Genomic DNA, 17,870 nt, shown 5'->3' with positions numbered 1-17,870 from the left:
GCTCATTTGAAGCTAGCGAGATTTTGCAATCTCTTTTATAGTCGATTACTCGACTGTGCTTACTCACTCGTTGTTCAGTTTTCAAAGATCAATTTCTTCCGTCCACTGCCGTGTTACCGAAGCAGCGAGAAGTAATATATCACATCAACTCATTCGAATGCAAGAACTATTTTTAAGTTTCTTTCGAATCTCTCGTTCTTTCGTTCGACCGCCGAAGCGACAAGGAGTAATATAACAAATCCCCCAAGGGATTGCAAGTTTTTTCGACATGGAAATAAACGGAATGAAAAAGGCCCTGGCACAAATGCACCAGAGCCCTACCTTATTTTAACCTTGACTTCCAATAAAGACGTATCGAGCAATAATTAGAAGGGCTAGAATCCACATTAACCAGTGGACGTTGTATTTCTTCTCACTTTTGCCACCTAAATTAGCTGCTGTAGCTAGAACCACATAAGTCACGATTCCGAAGGAAATTCCGTTCGCAATGTTGTATGTGAAAGGCATCAATACAAGTGTAAGGAAAGCTGGGATCGCAACAACGAAGTCTTGGAAGTCGATCTCTTTAATGGATTGAACCATGAGAACACCAACAACAATCAACGCTGCCGCAGTCGCCGAACCTGGAATCAACATAGCAATTGGCGCCAAGAACAGAGCTAGCAAGAAACATACGCCTGTCGTTACAGCCGTTAGACCTGTACGTCCTCCCTCTGCTACACCTGCTGCACTCTCTACGAATGCCGTTACCGTACTTGTACCAACCAATGCGCCGCCGCTAACACCGATTGCATCAACGAACATTGCTTTACCTACACGTTTGTTGCCTTCTTCTTTGTTCTTCATAATACCTGCGCGGGAAGCAGTTCCTACCATTGTACCGAAGGTATCGAATAACTCAACGAAAGTAAATGTAGCAATAACGGAAACGATCCCGGTTGTCATAATGCCTGCAAAATCAAAATCAGCAAAGCGTAGTTTGGACATATCGGGTACCCAAGTTGTTTTGTCACTAGTTAGCGTACCTAGATCCACCATACCCATGAAATAACCAACAACTGTTGTTGCAAGAATTCCAAACAAGATCGCGCCACGAACACGAAGCACCATTAAGATGGAGATCAATAGAATACCTACGATGGTTAAAATAACACCTTTATCTTCTAATGAACCTAGGTGAAAGATCGTTTCAAACGAAAGAACTTCTGTATACTGATGTGCTTTAATATCATTACCAGCTTCAACTGCAACGCTGAGAATGCCGCTGTTTTTGAAACCGATCATGGCAATAAACAACCCAATCCCTACTGTGATCGCATGCTTCAAGCTATCTGGGATAGCGACTAGAAGCATTTGACGAATTTTCGTAACCGTTAGGATGATAAAGATAATCCCGGAGATAAACACGGCCGTGAGTGCCATCGAAAACGTAAATTTACCTTGTGAGGTCAAAATAATCGTCGCGAAGTAAGCATTCAAGCCCATTCCCGGTGCTAGTGCCACAGGAAAGTTTACGAAAAGTCCCATTGCAATCGTCATCACGCCCGCCGCAATCGCTGTTGCTAAGAAAATGGAAGTCCAGTCTCCGCCAGTTGCCCCTGATTTAAATGCACTTAATACATCTGGATTTACCGCAAGGATGTAAGCCATAGTCATGAACGTCGTAATCCCCGCCATGATTTCTGTTCTTACCGTGGTGCCATTTTGTTTCAATTTAAAAAAACGATCCAAATCCATTTTCCTACTCCTCCTAAACGAATGGTGGGGAACAGCAAAAAACCCGGAATCATGTTGCCTGATTCCGGGTACGAAAAAGGAGCCGTCCATATGAGGGCTGCCTTCAATGTGTGAAGTCGCACGTAAAAACTCATACGGATACCGTTCCTTTTTTTCGTAGCCAGATCATTTGCGGTGATCTCGTAGAAACTCTCAGGCCAATTCCCGAGATTATACGAAAAACTGTTATCCAATTTCATATTCTAGTGAAGAATTGAGCAAGTGTCAATAAAAAAGACGAACAATAACAGGGTAAAGTTTCCCATATCGTTCGTCTTTTTCTAGTTTACTTTCATATTCCCATTCAATGGCAATCATAGCCGATACTTCTAAGTAAGAAGGACGAAAACTAACGCCGCAAGAGCAGGCAATCCCTGCACGAGTAGAATTGATTTTTTCGCGGTGGCTCCTCCGAATACAGCTGCCACGAGCACGCACACGAGGAAAAAAATCTCGATTGATCGCCCGACCGAAGCGTCTGGATGGACAAGGCCCCACACAAGACCTGCTGCTAGAAAACCATTGTATAGCCCTTGATTGGCAGCCAAGCTTTTTGTAATCTGAGCATTCTCTTTTGTCATACCGAACGACTTCATCGCGCGCGGGGTTGTCCACAAGAACATTTCCAACACTAGGATGTACAAATGCTCAAGTGCAACAAGTCCGACCAAAATCATTGCAATCATTGCCATAACTATTCCTCCATTCATACTCCAATTATTAGGTGTTCCTATTAATGTAACATATTTATCCAGTCAAATCGCTCAAAATAAAAGACTCTCTTCCAGCTGGTCTACAGCTCAAGAGAGTCTCTCTTCCACACTATTGGAGTTGATTAAACTCGCAATCTATTCCCACTCAATCGTAGCTGGCGGCTTGGACGTAATATCGTACACGATACGATTCACGTTCTCAACCTCATTTACGATACGAACGGAAATTTTCTCAAGCACATCCCAAGGAATACGAGCCCAGTCAGCAGTCATACCATCGATGGATGTTACTGCGCGGATACCTACTGTGTAGGAGTATGTTCTAGCATCGCCCATAACGCCTACGCTTTTCATGCCAGGAAGCGCCGTGAAGTACTGCCAGATCTCGCGATCTAGGCCAGCTTTGGCGATTTCGTCGCGCAGGATGGCGTCGGATTCACGAACAATTTTCAGCTTATCCTCGGTAACTTCACCTAGAACACGGATGGCTAGACCAGGACCTGGGAACGGCTGTCTCCATACGATTGCAGAAGGTAGACCACACTCTTCACCGACTTTACGAACTTCGTCTTTGAATAGTGTTTTCAATGGTTCAATTAGCTTGAACTTCATATCTTTCGGCAGACCGCCAACGTTATGATGCGATTTGATCGTTTGTGCGGTAGCTGTACCACTTTCTACAATATCCGTATACAACGTGCCTTGCGCCAAGTAAGTGAAGTCGTCAAACTTGCTTGACTCTTCTTCGAAAACACGAATGAATTCGGTGCCTATGATTTTACGTTTTTGCTCTGGATCCGCTACACCAGCCAATTTGCCGAGGAAACGATCTTTTGCATCGATTTTGACAACCTTCATATCAAATTTGCCGACAAACGTCTCCATAACGCTTTCGCCTTCACCTTGACGAAGCAAACCATGGTCAATGAACATACATGTCAATTGCGCGCCGATTGCTTTATGAAGCAAGATCGCAACAACGGAGGAATCTACACCGCCGCTTAGTGCGCAAAGCACTTTTTTATCGCCAACTTCTGCACGAAGTTCTTTAATCATATCTTCCACGAAGGATGACATCGTCCAATCGCCGACACAACCACACACTTCGTAGATGAAGTTGTGAATCATTTCGTTCCCTTGAACTGAGTGACGAACCTCTGGGTGGAATTGGACTGCATGAATTTTGCGATCACGGTTGCTCATTGCAGCAATTGGAAGTGACTCCGTGCTAGCTTCAACAACAAAACCTTCAGGTAGAGCGGAAACATGGTCACCATGACTCATCCATACGGTTTGTTTCGCCTCTAGGCCTTTGACTAGTGGGCTTTGGTTCGAGAACTCTAGATCTGCTTTGCCATATTCACGTGTATGTGCACGTTCGACTTTCCCGTTCAATTGGTGGGCAATCAACTGCATGCCATAGCAAATGCCTAAGATCGGAATACCCAAATCGAAAATGCCAGCATCAACCGAAGGAGCTCCTTCGCCATAAACACTTGCAGGTCCGCCGGAGAATACGATCCCCTTAGGGTTAATCTCACGAATTTTATCAACCGTTGTATTGTGCGGCAGCAATTCGCTGTAAACGCCTAAATCACGGATTCGTCTAGCAATCAGTTGGTTATATTGGCCTCCAAAATCTAAAACGACGATCAATTCACTTGGTTTACTCATATCCGACCTCCTAGGTTCATAGCGATTGAAGATTGGGTAGAACCCTTGTCCACTTACCGCTATTTCTAGGTACTAATTTTAAACATTAGGCACCTAGGATGTAAAGGGGATTTAATGTGTCTTTTGAATGGCTTTCCAAATTGTTGCAATTTCCCGCTTCGAATAGGCCAAAGCACGCGCCGGATCGTAGCGGACACTTTCATAGATGTGAGCGAAAGCCATCAGTGCCTGTTGCTGCCCTTGATGGGTCACTTGGAGATTCATGACATATTCGCGAACCGTTTGATTGGCAGGCTTTACACCATATTTGCGGAAAAGCTGTCTCCACAGTCGATCCATATACGGCGTCAACGGATGTTGCTGATTAAGAGATCCATTGTTGTAACTTGAGAACTCCACCGTTCTGCGCAACAAGTATCCTTGCCGTCTTAGTACGACATATAGACCAACAAGTAAACAGATACTGCAAATCAGAACAAAAACGGCACTCTTATAAGCCTTTACTAATTGGATGAGATTATTCTTCATCGTGTGCAACCATTCACTCGATTTGGAAATGACGGATTTCGTCACCGGTGTATTCGTAAGGGAAGCTGTCATCCCAAGCTGCTCCATTGTTGCTGTCGTTAACATATCTCTAGGTTGATCCACGGATATCCCTGAGAAACCAGGTGTCGGCTCGAATGGCACCCATCCCATCGAAGGGAAATAGACTTCAACCCAAGAATGCGCATCTTGATTGCGGACAACTACCTCGCGCAGCCCATTGTCATCGGTGGCGTCTACTGTCCCTTGAGCAAACCCCTTCACCCACCGAGCAGGTACACCGACAGAACGAAGCATAACCACCATGGCCGTTGAAAAATGATCGCAATACCCTGTTCGATCAACGAACAGGAAATGACTAACGAAATCTTCGCTTCGGCTGGGATTGGTAGGCTTTTCGAGACTGTAGGGAAAAGTTTGGCTCAAATATTGCTCGATCGCTACTGCCTTGGCATAAGGCGTCAACCGATTTACGGTAACTTGCTCAGCCGTACTTCGTACCGTCCGCGGCAACGACTCTGGCAATTGCAAATATTCCCGCGTAATCTCTTCTGGATAAGGTGCGATATCTGTGTTCAAAAGGTCAGGATTTTCTTTAATAGGTTGAACGGTTATTTTGTAATAAGAAAGAGGGTCAGCGATCTCCGGCAAGGTCGTTAAGCCACTCGTTTCGGAACTTAACAGACTCCCAGGAGAAATCAGCTTCCCTTTCTCACTCAGCATCATATCAACGCTCCGCAGCCCACCACCTACGAACAATTGCTTATTCGCCGCCTTCTCATTCATTAAAATCTCCTGCACAATGACCGGAGCTGTTACCGATGAACTAGAGGCCACGAAAGGTTCTAGCTTCTGAGTAGGCTGGGTCCAGCCTTTGCCATCGTAGAAGCTTTTGGATTCGCCGCGCCAGTAGGTAAGTTCAGAGGTTTTGGCCGTAAACACTGGCGAAGTGTCCACTTGGAGTGGACCTCCTAAGGTCGTATCGTTCTGGCCATACCCAGAAGTCGCCACGGCTTGACTTACTCCCGTATCGTCCTCATAGAGCTCGAACAAACGATCATACCAATGCGCCCAGCTTACTGGCTTCATCAAAGGCTCGGACTCGGTTTGCTTGGCCGACAACCAACCAAGGCCAGACAACATACCAACGACGATCACGCTAATGATCAACCACTGCAAATAATGACGTGAACGCACAGTTGTCACACGATAGGTCTGTTCAATTCTCGAAAGATTGAGAAGAGCCATCAGGATCAACCCATAACCTAATGTGCGTATAATTCCTTGGACGGTATCTGCCCCTAATACGAGCTGTATACCTACGAGATAGATTAAGGTCGCCATCACAAACCAAAGACTGTGCTGTCTTTGGAGCATTAGAGCTTGAACAACCGAAAGCAGCAACGCCCAACCCATTAGAAACAGGAGCGTGCGCATTTCACCGCTGATAAGATCAAAATGTGCCTGTACGATATATACAAAATCCTGCGCGAGTGTTCTCACTAACGAGAGAATCCATCCCCCAGCAAGCAAGGTCTCGCGGTTAAACATATAGCCTATAAAAACCACGATAATGCTGCACTTCGCCAGCCATCCCCATCCGTAAGGGACCCGGAAGCAATCCAGTGCAAGACACAGTGCAAACACAACAAGTATCGGTCCAATTTGGATCAACTCGTCGCCCATCCAAGCCAAAGGTCGCAGCCATTCCGAAAGAAGGAGAAAGAGCAGCAGGGTGATGAGGCCATCTCGGAAGAGACTATTGTGTTGTGGCGGCAAGTTGTCTGCGCGGAAGATGAGTTTTGATGGGTTGTGAGATGATGTGTCTGGGTGGGAAGGATTGGCTTGTGGATTGCTAGCGTGTGAGATGCCTGCGTGCAACGACGAATTCAATGGCGAACTGCCTGAAATCGAAGTGCGAGATCGTGAAGTGCCTGAGTGAGACTTTTTAAAAAGCGAAGTGCGAGAGCGCGCAGGCAGCCCGCGGCGTGGTTCAAGCGGTTGCATCCGCAACACCTCCTTGCCTTGGCCACTGGCTCTGCGGATGCGGCACTTCCGTGAAGCTGCAGCCTGCGGCCTGCAGCTGAGAAGCCCCCTCTCGCTCTGCGACCGAGAGGGAAGGCCGCGCGTGCACGTAGATCACGTGCACGGCTCTGCGCCTGGTGCCGCTATCTGCGATTGCGCGCACCAGCGCCACATCCAGCGTCGATGTGATGCACAGCATCGACGCATGCAGCGGCAAGTCTGCCGCCTCTTTCCTGACGAGGTCAGGAAAGGACAGGGCGGGCTTGCCGCCAACGCTCGCGAGTACTTCGTACGCGAGCGTCAGGTCAGGGCGAATCGTCGGCGCGATTCGCCTTACACTTGCGGAGCTGCAGGCGAAGCCGCAGCTCTCTCGCCCACTTGCGGCGGCTTCGAAGAAGCCAGCCGCGAGGGCGACGCCCTTCTCCAGCAGCGGCTGCGCCGCTTCTGCTGGGCCCGCCGCAGGCGTGACATCGAGCAGCAGCATCCACTTCGTGGAGGCGGCCTGCTCGGGGTCTTTGGTCATCAGACGGCTCAGGCGAGCCGTCGATTTCCAGTGAATGCGGTGATACGGATCACCGCTGACGTAGTCGCGAACGGAGCTGATCAGCGGCGTTTCGCCCTTTGAACTAAGCGTTGTAGAACCTTCCTCCGATTGGAAGGTCATCCCGCTCCGCCCCAATGCATCCGGCCGTGGATACACAACATAACGTTGTAAATCTTCCCTCAGTATTTTGCGAAGTGCGAAGCCAAAGAGGTCCCCTGCCGAAGCTTCAAGGTGAGCAAAGCGGTAGCTGCCTCGCATGAGATGGGTCATTTTGTAAGGCAGCAAAATCGACTTCTGAAACCAAGGGAAAAGCAGCTTGCTGTACGTCAGCTTTCTCCCATTTCCTTCATGGATCCAAGTTTCTTTCAACAGCAGCCATGGCAGGGGAACCCAGGAACGATGCTGCATCTCAAGCACAATTGTCACATCTTCACCTGCGAGAAACACGTCACCTGACAGGCGCCGATTCAAGTTCAAACCTTTCAGCGCAAATACATAAAATAATCCTGCCTGTATCCAGATTAACGATAAACAAATGCCTAGATACCACGCAGCAACCCCGCCTTGGCTATAAGCCAAGAAGATCACCAACACACAACTTACAAGCAATAGCGTCGTCTTCCCCCAGCTTTTCATGTCATGCCCCCTACTTCGCTGTGACATAACGAAGAACTGGTGTTTGCATGCCATCTAGTAAGCCCTGAAGAATGAGTTCTGCCGAACGGCCCATCATGCGCGCATCCGATGTGAGAATAAGCCGGTGCGTCCACAAAGGTATAACCAAATCCTTAATATCATCCGGGACAACAAAGGTTCTCCCTTTCACGTACGCCGCCGTTTGTGCGGCACGCATCAACGCATAAGACGCCCTCGGACTTGCGCCTATGTAATAATCAGCATGATCTCGCGTCGCTAAAGCTAAGCGAACGATAAAGTCTTTTAACGTGTTATCCACATTGATCATGGCCGCTTCTTTCTGTAATTGCACAAACTCATCCTGCACAATAACAGGCTTCAAGCTTTCCAACGGGTGACGATCCTGCAGTCGATCCAACATCAGAATCTCTTGATCATGCGTTGGATAGCCAAGTGAGAGCTTCATCATAAACCGATCCATCTGCGCTTCCGGCAGCGCGTACGTGCCTTCATAATCCATCGGATTTTGCGTCGCGATGACGACGAATGGTTTCGGCAACTCATAACTTGTGCCGTCAATGGTCACTCGTTTTTCTTCCATCGCTTCCAGGAAAGCAGACTGCGTCTTCGGGGAGGTCCGATTACATTCATCCGCAAGTACGACAGACGTCATTAATGGCCCTGGCCTAAACTCAAACTCATTGCTTTTGACATTAAAAACAGAAACACCTGTCACATCCGAAGGAAGCAGGTCTGGCGTGCATTGAATTCTCTTAAACTCGCAACCGATCGTTTTGGCTAACGCGCGTGCTAGCATGGTTTTACCTACACCAGGAACGTCCTCTAGCAGTAGATGCCCGCCGCTCAACATCGCGATAAAAGCTTTCTCTATCGTATCTCTTTTGCCAACTATCACTTTCTCTACGTTCATGATCATCCGTTCCACAAGAGGCTGCGGTTGATCGAATATTCGGGTTTTCGATGCCATAGACAAGAAGCCTCCTTTATAAGGGTATGCTTCTAGTTTTTCCATCTCTCTACTCTTTTAGACACTATCCTCCCATTGCAAATAGAGAGTTTTTGAGAATAGTATTATTTTCTTTAAAAAAGTGAAGGGGACGCAGCGCCATAGAAACCTCACGGTAGTCGGGATCCATAACAGCATTCGTAATACGGCCTCCGAGCGATACGATCGTTTTGCGCAGTGGCACGATAATTTGATTATCCTGCATATTCATATCCGCTAACGAATAATAGGCTGTTTGCTTCCCTAAAGTGAACAAACTAATGCTTCTATTCACAAGATCATAGTCCATATCATAAATGCCATAATGGGCATTGGCTGTTTTCGTATCCGCTTGCCACGCTACTTTCCCACCCATCTTCTCGATCAGATAGCGCAAAGGCAACTCTATTTGATTCGCATGCAGCTTATAAATGGAAGGTTCTATGGAAAACGTATTCCCTCCGAGTACATGAACCTGCAGAGGCAAAGCAGCTTGCTTCGCTAGAATACGCGCAGCCTCCGCTTCTTCTTCCTTCTTCGCTTTAGCTTTCTCTTCAGCTTCTGCCTCAAGCTTCTGCGCGAGGCGCTTTTCCTCTGCCTGCTTCACGAGATCCGACGGGCTAGGATGAGCGACTGCATATTGCTGCGTCTGATCTATCATGCCTTGGAATTGCTTCAAACTCATGTTCCGCGACCATTTCGGCTTCGTGATGGCGAATTGTTTGGGCTTCACTTGATCTGTCAACGTGGCGAAGGCGTAGCCTAGCTTTTTGTAATAGCTAATCACTTGAGGTAGTACTTGGACGGAAGATTCATGGCCTGTTCCATCGTGAAACAGAATGTTAATCTCGTGGTCAAGGGGGGAAGCTTTCACCGTCTGCCAAATTTCATTCACAGGCACGTTCGCCCTCTTGGAGTCTCCACTGTCGACATTCCAATCCTCCATTATATAGCCTGCTTGCTCCATCAAATAAAAGTAGTAGGCGTCAAAATTCGTAGCTGTCCCGCCAGGTGCTCGTACGAGTTGAGGTCGTATTCCCACGATATTTGAAATAACATCCTCGCTGCGCTGGATTTGGTTCCAAAAGGTTTGAAAATCACTATAAAGCTCTTTATAAACATGATTATAGGTATGATTGCCGATGGCATGACCGTCTTTTACGATTCTTTTGAGTTCAGCAGGATGTGCTTTCGCTTGTTCACCAAGTACGAAGAACGTTGCTTTAACATCTTCTTTATCTAAAATATCCAGCACCTGATTCGTCAACTTGCTAGGACCATCATCAAACGTCAGATATACAGTAGGCTGCTCCGGTGTTACATAAGTCCTCTCACTCTTCAGTCGCTTTCCTGCTTGAAGCTGCCCAAACGTCTCTTGTACAGATGGATCAGCTTCATTGTCCGCGGCTTTGGCCGGCATGCTACCAATCAAGAGTGAAACTAGTAAAACAACAACCATCATGATTTGAAATCGTAGTCGTCCGTTGTTTGGGGCTTTTACCTGTGAGCGCATCCGATGATCCCTCCGCATGTTCTATCATTTTGACATCTGATAGATTATATGGGCGGAGGTGCGCGAGTATGACATAAAAAAACGATCCCTCTCCGCAAGGAGAAGCATCGCTTTGGGACTCATTATCCCTTATATATGGAAGAAGCTGGTGCGCGTATCTCTACTAAATAAGTTGACGAATACGAGATTCTAAGCAGTCTACTTCATTTCTATCACAGCATCCAGTACAGACTGCACGTGATTTTTAATCTTCACTTTACTCCATTCCTTCACAATGTATCCTTTTTCGTTAATTAGAAAGGTCGATCGAATAATGCCCATGTACTCGCGGCCATACAGCTTTTTCAACGCCCATACGCCATACTTCTCTGCTACCTTATGATTGGTGTCTGAAAGCAGGAGGAACGGCAGCTCGTACTTCGCAATAAATTTGTCATGCGATTTCAGTTCATCCGGACTGATACCGATCACTTCTACACCTAACTCCGCGAATTTCCCATTGTAGTCTCGAAAGTCGCAGGATTGTTGGGTACAGGTTGGTGTATTGTCTTGTGGGTAAAAATAAATAACAACTTTACGCCCTTTATAATCGGCTAAAGAAACTTTCTCTCCATTGGAGGCAGGCAGCGAGAAGGCTGGCGCCTTACGCTTAGTTACTGCCGTTTCACTTCCTTTTTTCAATACGGCTCTCTCCTCTTTCTCGTCTTGCTATGTAAATCTTGACTTCCTCCCATTATGCGACATTCCCCGGATGACATCAAACGGAAAAAAGCTGCTACGAATCGTATTGACTCCTGAGCAGCTTTCTATAATAAGAGGTTAAGACCTCACGCTTCCGTTTGCCATGGTTCGATGTGCTTCAGTTTATCAGGATTCACGACGATATAGAAAGCCTTGATCTGCCCCTCTTCTAGTTGGAAAGTCATCACATTATTAGGCTGATTATTCACATACGCAACAATGCCTAGTTGTCCGTTCACTGTCGTAAAGGTAAAGCGATAGTCCTCTGGTAATTTGGCCAAAATGCCTGATAAGAACTTGGCAATTCGCTCCACCCCCAAGATAGGATTGGTCGCCGCATTCACCTTGCCTCCACCATCAGAGTATAGAATGGCATCGGATTTCACGATGGTTAACAGTTGAGCGATATTCCCTGACACTAATGCGTGTACGAATTGTTCCACGATTGCTGTCGTTTGTTTCGTTTCACTCGCCCGCTCTGGCGGGAGACTTATCGCATTCTTGGCTCGTCGGAAAATTTGACGGCAATTCGTGCTGCTTTTACCCACAATCTCCGCGATTTCATCGTATTCATACTGCAGGACCTCGCGAAGCAAGAATACTGCCCGCTCCACCCAAGACAGCTGCTGCAGAAGCAGAAGGTATGCGGTGGAAAGCGATTCTTTGTGCGTATACGCGAGATCAGGTAGGATCTGACGATCCGCGTTTGCGCTTGTCGTTATCAGTGGCTCCGGCAGCCAAGGCCCGACGTAGACCTCTCGTTTCTTGCTGGCAGAGCGCAGGTTATCGATGCAGCGGTTGGTCACGATTTTGCACAGATAAGCCTTGGGATTGTGAACATGCTCCAGATTCGTCTCATTGGCATACAGAAATGCCTCCTGCACCACATCCTCCGCATCCATTACACTGCCCAGCATGCGATAAGCTAGTGAAAACATTAACGGTCTATAACTTAGATAGATCTGCTCGGAAGCTTCTGCTCCTGTGATCTCCATCTTGTCACACCTCCCGATCTACTGTTATAGGATAATTTTAAGCGAACTGAGGCGTTTTTAAAATAGCTTGAGCCGCACGTCTAGCACTTGCCGCTGAGGCATCCGCGAGCATTTCGCCATGGCTTGCCCAGTCACCCGCTACATAGAGTCCTCGAATGCCCTTAACGTCTGGACCAGTTTGCAGATTGGTCTTACCTACATGTAAGGTGTCATGGACAACCGTCATGTTCGGCAGAAACTGCTTTGTAACGACTTCTTTTTCCCAACCTGGATGTAGGGTATTCATGGCTGCAGTAAGAGCTTGCTCGTCATCTTTCGGATTACTTTCCCCATGTCCGTTATATTTGACCATATGCACGACGAGTGTACCGTCCTCACTAAGCTTGGCATTTAAAGTGTGATGCGAGAAAAAGATCGGTTGGTCCAACGCAATCGCTACATCTCGACCTGGAACGGAGAGTTTTCTCAAGGCTAAGTCTAGGCAAGCAGCCTTCGAAGGGCGCGCTTCATCCTTCCACTGTTTCAATATCGTGTGGTCTGCGTTCGGGACTAGTTTGTAGGTCTCAGATGGGGATGCGGTGCTGATGATATGCGATACTTCAACCATTTCTTCACCAGCAAGTTTGATGCCCTGCACCTGACCATTCCCATGCACAATTTCTTTCACGTCGGAACCACTTATGATGTGGACACCTGCATCAATCGCTTTCTGATGGAGCTGATCGACGATCTTTTGCCAGCCTCCGTGGATGTACAGCACTCCCTTTAATGAGCGCTGTACCTGCCCTAGCACCGGACCAGCAAGCTGATGATCTGGATCATACGTGTAGGATGCCGTTCGGCACAACGAGTAAAAAATATGACGAACCATCGGATCAGCAATCTCTTGCTCTGCCCACTGTCTGAGCGGTGCGTTTCCAACCTTGCTCGCGTCCATTTTAGATAACCGTATGACGAGTCGCAGAAGTCCCAGTTTCCCGGACCACGAAAGCAGCTTAGATGTGAGCATGCTGAGCGGTGTTGCCGGCATCGGCACTACTCCTTGGTTCCACAATGCATTGACCTTTGCAGAAGGCGGGCCTCCTTCGATGCGAACACCAAGCTCTTGCAGAATGCGAAAAGCATCTCCTGCACGGTATAACGCATGTCCGCCAAGGTTGAAAAGTACGCCATTTTTGTTATTCGTCATCGCTCTGCCACCCATTCGTCCCGAACGTTCCAGCAGAACAACACTCCTGCCACCGTTGGCCACTTCAAGTGCAGCAATGAATCCAGCTAAGCCTCCGCCAATGACGGCTGTGTCGTATTTTGTCATATTAATCATCCTCCAGTTTCGCTTTATATCTATAAGGCGAAATAGTCGTGTGTTTTGTGACAAGAGCAGAAAGGATTATGTGGATGCGGGGCTGAGGCTTGTGATTGGGGGGGCTGAGGTGAGGAGTTGATGTGAGTAGGTGCCTTGTTTTGCGGGCAGAAGTAGGTTGAGGTGAGGAATTGATGTGCCTAATTGGATGGTTCTGCGGCGAGTACGGATTGAGGTAGTTGAGGTGGCTTGTCCGCGTGTTTAGCTGTATAACATACAGGTATTTCTCGTGGATTCGATGGTTTTCCAGCATTAGCTGTAAAAACGGTAGTTAATTTCATGTAACTTTGAAGAATCGGGACAAAAGTTTAAATTTATCTGTATGAAATCCAGTTAACCCCTCAGAAACGTGAAAAACAGTTCGAATAGATGTAGAAAATCCAGTTAGTTAGATAAGTAGCAGCTAAGGCAGAGCGTAGGTGGGGGGCGCGTTGGCGAGACAAGGTTGGGGTTGGACTGAATGTAGCAAACCAATTAATTTATAATCCACAGGCGAATTTCTGTGGATAACTCAACATGTGGATATGTTAATACCTATCACCTAAGTTATACACAATAGGGACTTAAGGCCCTGTGGACTTGTGGGTAACTTTGTGGATAAATGTGAATAAGTATAAAAAAGAAGCGGCTTTTGTTACCACAACAACCTCTGATACGACCCTTGTTTACTTTTGTAATCATCCCATTCAGGATCGCAATTATACCACTTCATTCATCCAACCACTACAATTCAAACGCCAGCTGCACCACTGTTGAGCTGCACTTACTCACAATTACAAATTACACTTACATCAACTTGTACACATTCTCTACCTAATCCTTTCCCTCTACCTATCCCCACACCATCTACAGACTCTCCCCAATGAAACGGAACGTCCTTCCGCCATTCGAGTGAATATCTGCAACTTCCAATATTTGCGGAACGAGGATCCGCTATTTCATGGAATTTCGGACACAAACCTTTCATTCCAGCGAAATAGCGCCCTCACGTTCCGTTTCGTCTTAGAACTGGCTGGTTTAAGCAAAATAGTTGAACGTCGTTCCGCAGCTTCAGGAAAACTAACTCCTCTTGGCTACTTATACTTACTGCCCTCAAGCGTAATTCCTTTTTGCAGCCGTAACGCTTCCCTCCAATAGTAGCCTGCAACAGCAATATCGAAGATGCCTAAGCCCATCGGATTGAAAAAAACGGGTTCGTGCACTTCCACATTAGCAAGCTGGTCGCGGAGCACTACATCGGCTAAGGTGTGTACATCCGATTCTTGTAAGTTATTCAACAGGTGCAGCTGCTCGATATCCGTCTGCTCACGGCATACTTCGCGCCAATCATCCACAATGATCGCTTTCACGTCAGCAACGCTTTCCGGTTTATAATCCCGGAGGGAAACATTGAGAAGGAGTGCACCGCGAGGCGGGGCTTCATCAATGTACCTCTCCGCTGACACGGTGCACGTCATAATCACATTAGCCTCGCGGTAGCCCATACGCCAATCATTAATAACTTGCGTCCTGCTCCGAATAGCAACAGGAACCGTTTCAAATTCGACACCATTCAGATCATAAATCCGAACCTCTTCAATCCATTCGCCAAATAAAGCAACACACATATCCAGATGCAGCCGCCCAATGGGTCCCCACCCGATTAAGTGAATGCGCAAACGGTCAGGCTGCCTGACCATCACAAATTGACTCAACATTACACCGCTCACCGCTGCGGTCCGAAGACCATTTAACAGTCCGCTGTGGATAAATGCCAGTGGCTCACCTGTCGTCGGTTTATTCAGAATCAGCGTATTATGAGCCCTGGGAAGTCCCTTAAGGCGATTATCTGGAAAGCTCGCAATCCACTTAATACCCGAGATATTGATGTTACCGCCTACATAAGCAGGCATTGCAATAATCCGGTTTTTCGGATCTCGGAAACGTAAGTACGGCTTCAAGGGATGAGCACAATCCCCGCTGTCTTGTATGGCAACGACATCTTGAATGATGTCGGTTAGCTTCTTCCAATCGATTCCGATCTCTCGGATATGGTCATCCTGTAAATACAACATTCGCTAGTCTCCCATGCTAGTTACTCGGTGTATACCCTATCTCTCGCCCAACCCATTCATCGTTGTACACCGTATTCAAATATCGTTCACCACGGTCCGGCAAAATCGCTGCGCAAATCGCTCCAGGTGGAATGGATTCGTTCAGTCTGCGTATCGCCGAAATAACACCTCCGGAGGAAGCTCCTGCTAGAACGGCCTCTTCACGAACTAATGCGCGGCAGCCCTCCACACAGTCCCTATCGGATACGTAGATGACTTTGTCCGCAACATCATGTCGATGCAAGCCAGGTGTGATACCTGCGCCTAGTCCAGGGAATTTCCTTGAACCTTTTTCTCCGCCAAAAATAACACTGCCTTCGGCATCCACCGCCACGATCTGTGTCGACCATCCGCGACTGCGAATGTACTCCATGCATCCTCGAATCGTTCCACATGAGCTGACGCCACAAAATAAATAGTCAACCATACCTAACTGCTCGCCAATTTCCCGCATCGTTGTCTCGCTATGAGCCAGCGCATTGTCTGGACTTCCATACTGATTCGTCCAGTAGGCATTTGGGATTTGACTCACCAGCTCCGCTACTCGCCGTATGCGTGCTGGCAGAAACTCGCCCGTCGCCTCATCCGGCACGGTAACGAGGTCAATCTCCCCGTGGAAGCTGCGGATGATTTGCAAATGCTGCTGCGTCGTACGCGGATCGACAACGCAGATGAAGCGAAGCCCTAGATACCGGCAAAGTTGAGCGAGACTAATCGCCAAATTGCCGGAGCTCGACTCCACAATGACACTCTCGCTCGTCACCTCACCACGGCGGATCGCCTCCCGCAGCATGAACAAAGCTGGCCGATCCTTGGCGCTGCCGCCGGGGTTCATCCACTCCATTTTGCCATAAACCTCAAAGGGTTGATCCTTAAACAAACGTGATAGCCGAATAAGCGGCGTATGTCCGATCGCTTGGACAATTCCTCCTTCAAGCTCCATTCGCTTCCCCTCCTTTACGTGTAAAAAATCTTTTTATTTTTTACGGAGGTGCGGTTCTGTGAATCCTCATAGGTGCCCCCGATAACTTGGATACCATCCAAAAGTTTCGCCTTAATCATCATGCCGATAGCTGGAATACAGCTCTCCACATCTGCACGAATGCTGTTCAGAACGACTGGTTTTGCCAGTGCACTGAAGACATAGACAGTCAATGCATTGCCACTCACCTGTACACGAACACTAGCTTCTCGCAGATGACGATAGACGACATCCTCGATGTCATAGATACTGATTTTCTCCCCGTGCTTCAGGTCTGGTCCGATGCGCTTTACAACACTCTGAAAGCTCTGCGTAGGAATGCCATCCACATCAATAGCTTTCAAATCACGTACGACATCGTAGGTGACATAGCGCAGCGCTGGGAATGCGTCCCTAACGGTTGAGGTGAGGACCAGAACTTGCTCCAACTCATCCGGTAGCGGCTCCAGATCGCCATCGAGCAGCTCTGCTTTGACACCCTCTGCGACGATGCCCTCCGCAAATAAATACCTACCATGATCGTGTGAAAAGTAGGCAATCGTCCCAATTTCGATAGATCCGTACGTATCGGTGACCTGCGTCTCGGCTATCCCCAGTCTTTCAGCCGTGCGTTGTCTCCAACCTGGTGAAGCAATCTCCCCAACGAGAATGACATGCTGGATGCCATAGTGGGCAGGATTCTCCGACGCTTGCAAAATCCGATCCAAAATCGACGGCATCGTATATAGCACCTCGGGTCTAAAGCTTTGAAGCCGCTCAATATGCTGCTCGATCGGAAGCCGAAAGGATACCGATTCCACCTCCATGCCGAGCTCGCGAAACACCTCGACGGCCGTTGCTTCCGCATGCCCTGTACCCATGTCTGCCATCGCAGTTCGATAACGTGTGCCTTCCAGAATAGTTCGGAACACGTCCAGTTTAATTCGCAGATAAGCTTCTTCATCTGAGCGGGAGTAAAAAATCGTCTTCCGCCGCTTCGAACTCGTACCTGACGTTTGATACCGATTCATTTCCTCAACCTGTAGAAACGGGTTGGCATCCGTGTAGTAATACGATTCCAACATGCCAGCTGACACTAGCGGTAGTGCAGCGTGCTCTTCCTGTTCGTGTCCTGATAGCAACCAGGGAAATTGCCGCTTCATCTTTTGTATAACTTCCTTTATGCGCATAGACGTGCGGCTCCTCCTCTCAGCTCTACTAACTGCACCTCTAACCCAAATCCACCTGACTACATATTCTATGCGACCTTCCCGCCCATCGTTC

13 protein-coding genes and 1 riboswitch are annotated in these 17,870 nt (G+C 47.8%); all 13 genes read right to left on the bottom strand.

The features are described from left to right. Positions 1-327 precede the first annotated feature (327 nt). The 13 genes from ASL11_RS18135 to ASL11_RS18075 all read right to left on the bottom strand — a co-directional run bounded on the left by ASL11_RS18135 (position 328) and on the right by ASL11_RS18075 (position 17,776). A complete protein-coding gene (locus ASL11_RS18135; RefSeq protein WP_056617673.1) occupies positions 328-1,731 on the bottom strand; it encodes an NCS2 family permease in 1,404 nt (467 codons plus the stop codon). Between the two features lie 143 nt (positions 1,732-1,874). Beyond that, a riboswitch (purine riboswitch) is annotated at positions 1,875-1,975 on the bottom strand. Positions 1,976-2,105: 130 nt separating this feature from the next. Continuing rightward, a complete protein-coding gene (locus ASL11_RS18130) occupies positions 2,106-2,468 on the bottom strand; it encodes a DUF1304 domain-containing protein (protein ID WP_056617644.1) in 363 nt (120 codons plus the stop codon). Positions 2,469-2,624: 156 nt separating this feature from the next. After that, the gene (gene guaA / locus ASL11_RS18125; RefSeq protein WP_056617641.1) at positions 2,625-4,163 is read right to left on the bottom strand and encodes a glutamine-hydrolyzing GMP synthase; all 1,539 of its coding nucleotides are present in this window, start codon (positions 4,161-4,163) and stop codon (positions 2,625-2,627) included. A gap of 111 nt (positions 4,164-4,274) precedes the next feature. Beyond that, complete coding sequence (locus tag ASL11_RS18120; protein ID WP_056617638.1) at positions 4,275-6,716, bottom strand: transglutaminase TgpA family protein; 2,442 nt, start codon at positions 6,714-6,716, stop codon at positions 4,275-4,277. After that, complete coding sequence (locus tag ASL11_RS18115) at positions 6,703-7,914, bottom strand: DUF58 domain-containing protein (protein WP_056617637.1); 1,212 nt, start codon at positions 7,912-7,914, stop codon at positions 6,703-6,705. The genes ASL11_RS18120 and ASL11_RS18115 overlap by 14 nt, the downstream gene beginning before the upstream one ends. A gap of 10 nt (positions 7,915-7,924) precedes the next feature. Beyond that, complete coding sequence (locus tag ASL11_RS18110) at positions 7,925-8,902, bottom strand: AAA family ATPase (RefSeq protein ID WP_056617634.1); 978 nt, start codon at positions 8,900-8,902, stop codon at positions 7,925-7,927. Positions 8,903-8,966: 64 nt separating this feature from the next. Beyond that, entirely contained in the window at positions 8,967-10,433 is a 1,467-nt protein-coding gene (locus tag ASL11_RS18105; protein ID WP_056617631.1) for a polysaccharide deacetylase, read from the bottom strand. A gap of 198 nt (positions 10,434-10,631) precedes the next feature. Further along, the gene (bcp, locus tag ASL11_RS18100; RefSeq protein ID WP_056617629.1) at positions 10,632-11,114 is read right to left on the bottom strand and encodes a thioredoxin-dependent thiol peroxidase; all 483 of its coding nucleotides are present in this window, start codon (positions 11,112-11,114) and stop codon (positions 10,632-10,634) included. 146 nt (positions 11,115-11,260) lie between these two features. After that, positions 11,261-12,169, bottom strand: a complete 909-nt coding sequence (locus ASL11_RS18095; protein WP_056617626.1) for an RNA polymerase sigma-70 factor — start codon at positions 12,167-12,169, stop codon at positions 11,261-11,263. Between the two features lie 37 nt (positions 12,170-12,206). Then, positions 12,207-13,484 carry a phytoene desaturase family protein gene (locus ASL11_RS18090; RefSeq protein ID WP_056617623.1) on the bottom strand — a complete coding sequence of 426 codons (1,278 nt, stop codon included), beginning with the start codon at positions 13,482-13,484 and terminating at the stop codon, positions 12,207-12,209. 1,121 nt (positions 13,485-14,605) lie between these two features. Further along, the gene (locus tag ASL11_RS18085; protein WP_056617620.1) at positions 14,606-15,586 is read right to left on the bottom strand and encodes a 2,3-diaminopropionate biosynthesis protein SbnB; all 981 of its coding nucleotides are present in this window, start codon (positions 15,584-15,586) and stop codon (positions 14,606-14,608) included. 16 nt (positions 15,587-15,602) lie between these two features. Beyond that, positions 15,603-16,568 carry a 2,3-diaminopropionate biosynthesis protein SbnA gene (gene sbnA, locus ASL11_RS18080; RefSeq protein WP_056617617.1) on the bottom strand — a complete coding sequence of 322 codons (966 nt, stop codon included), beginning with the start codon at positions 16,566-16,568 and terminating at the stop codon, positions 15,603-15,605. 14 nt (positions 16,569-16,582) lie between these two features. After that, positions 16,583-17,776: an AMP-binding protein gene (locus ASL11_RS18075; protein WP_063795618.1), complete on the bottom strand. Its 1,194-nt coding sequence runs from the start codon at positions 17,774-17,776 to the stop codon at positions 16,583-16,585. Positions 17,777-17,870: the final 94 nt, after the last annotated feature.

The organism is Paenibacillus sp. Soil750, from assembly GCF_001428045.1.
In the GTDB taxonomy this organism is placed as follows: domain Bacteria; phylum Bacillota; class Bacilli; order Paenibacillales; family NBRC-103111; genus Paenibacillus_E; species Paenibacillus_E allorhizoplanae.
The sequence above is the reverse complement of the archived record's forward strand: the minus strand, read 5'-3'. Positions and strand labels throughout refer to the sequence as shown.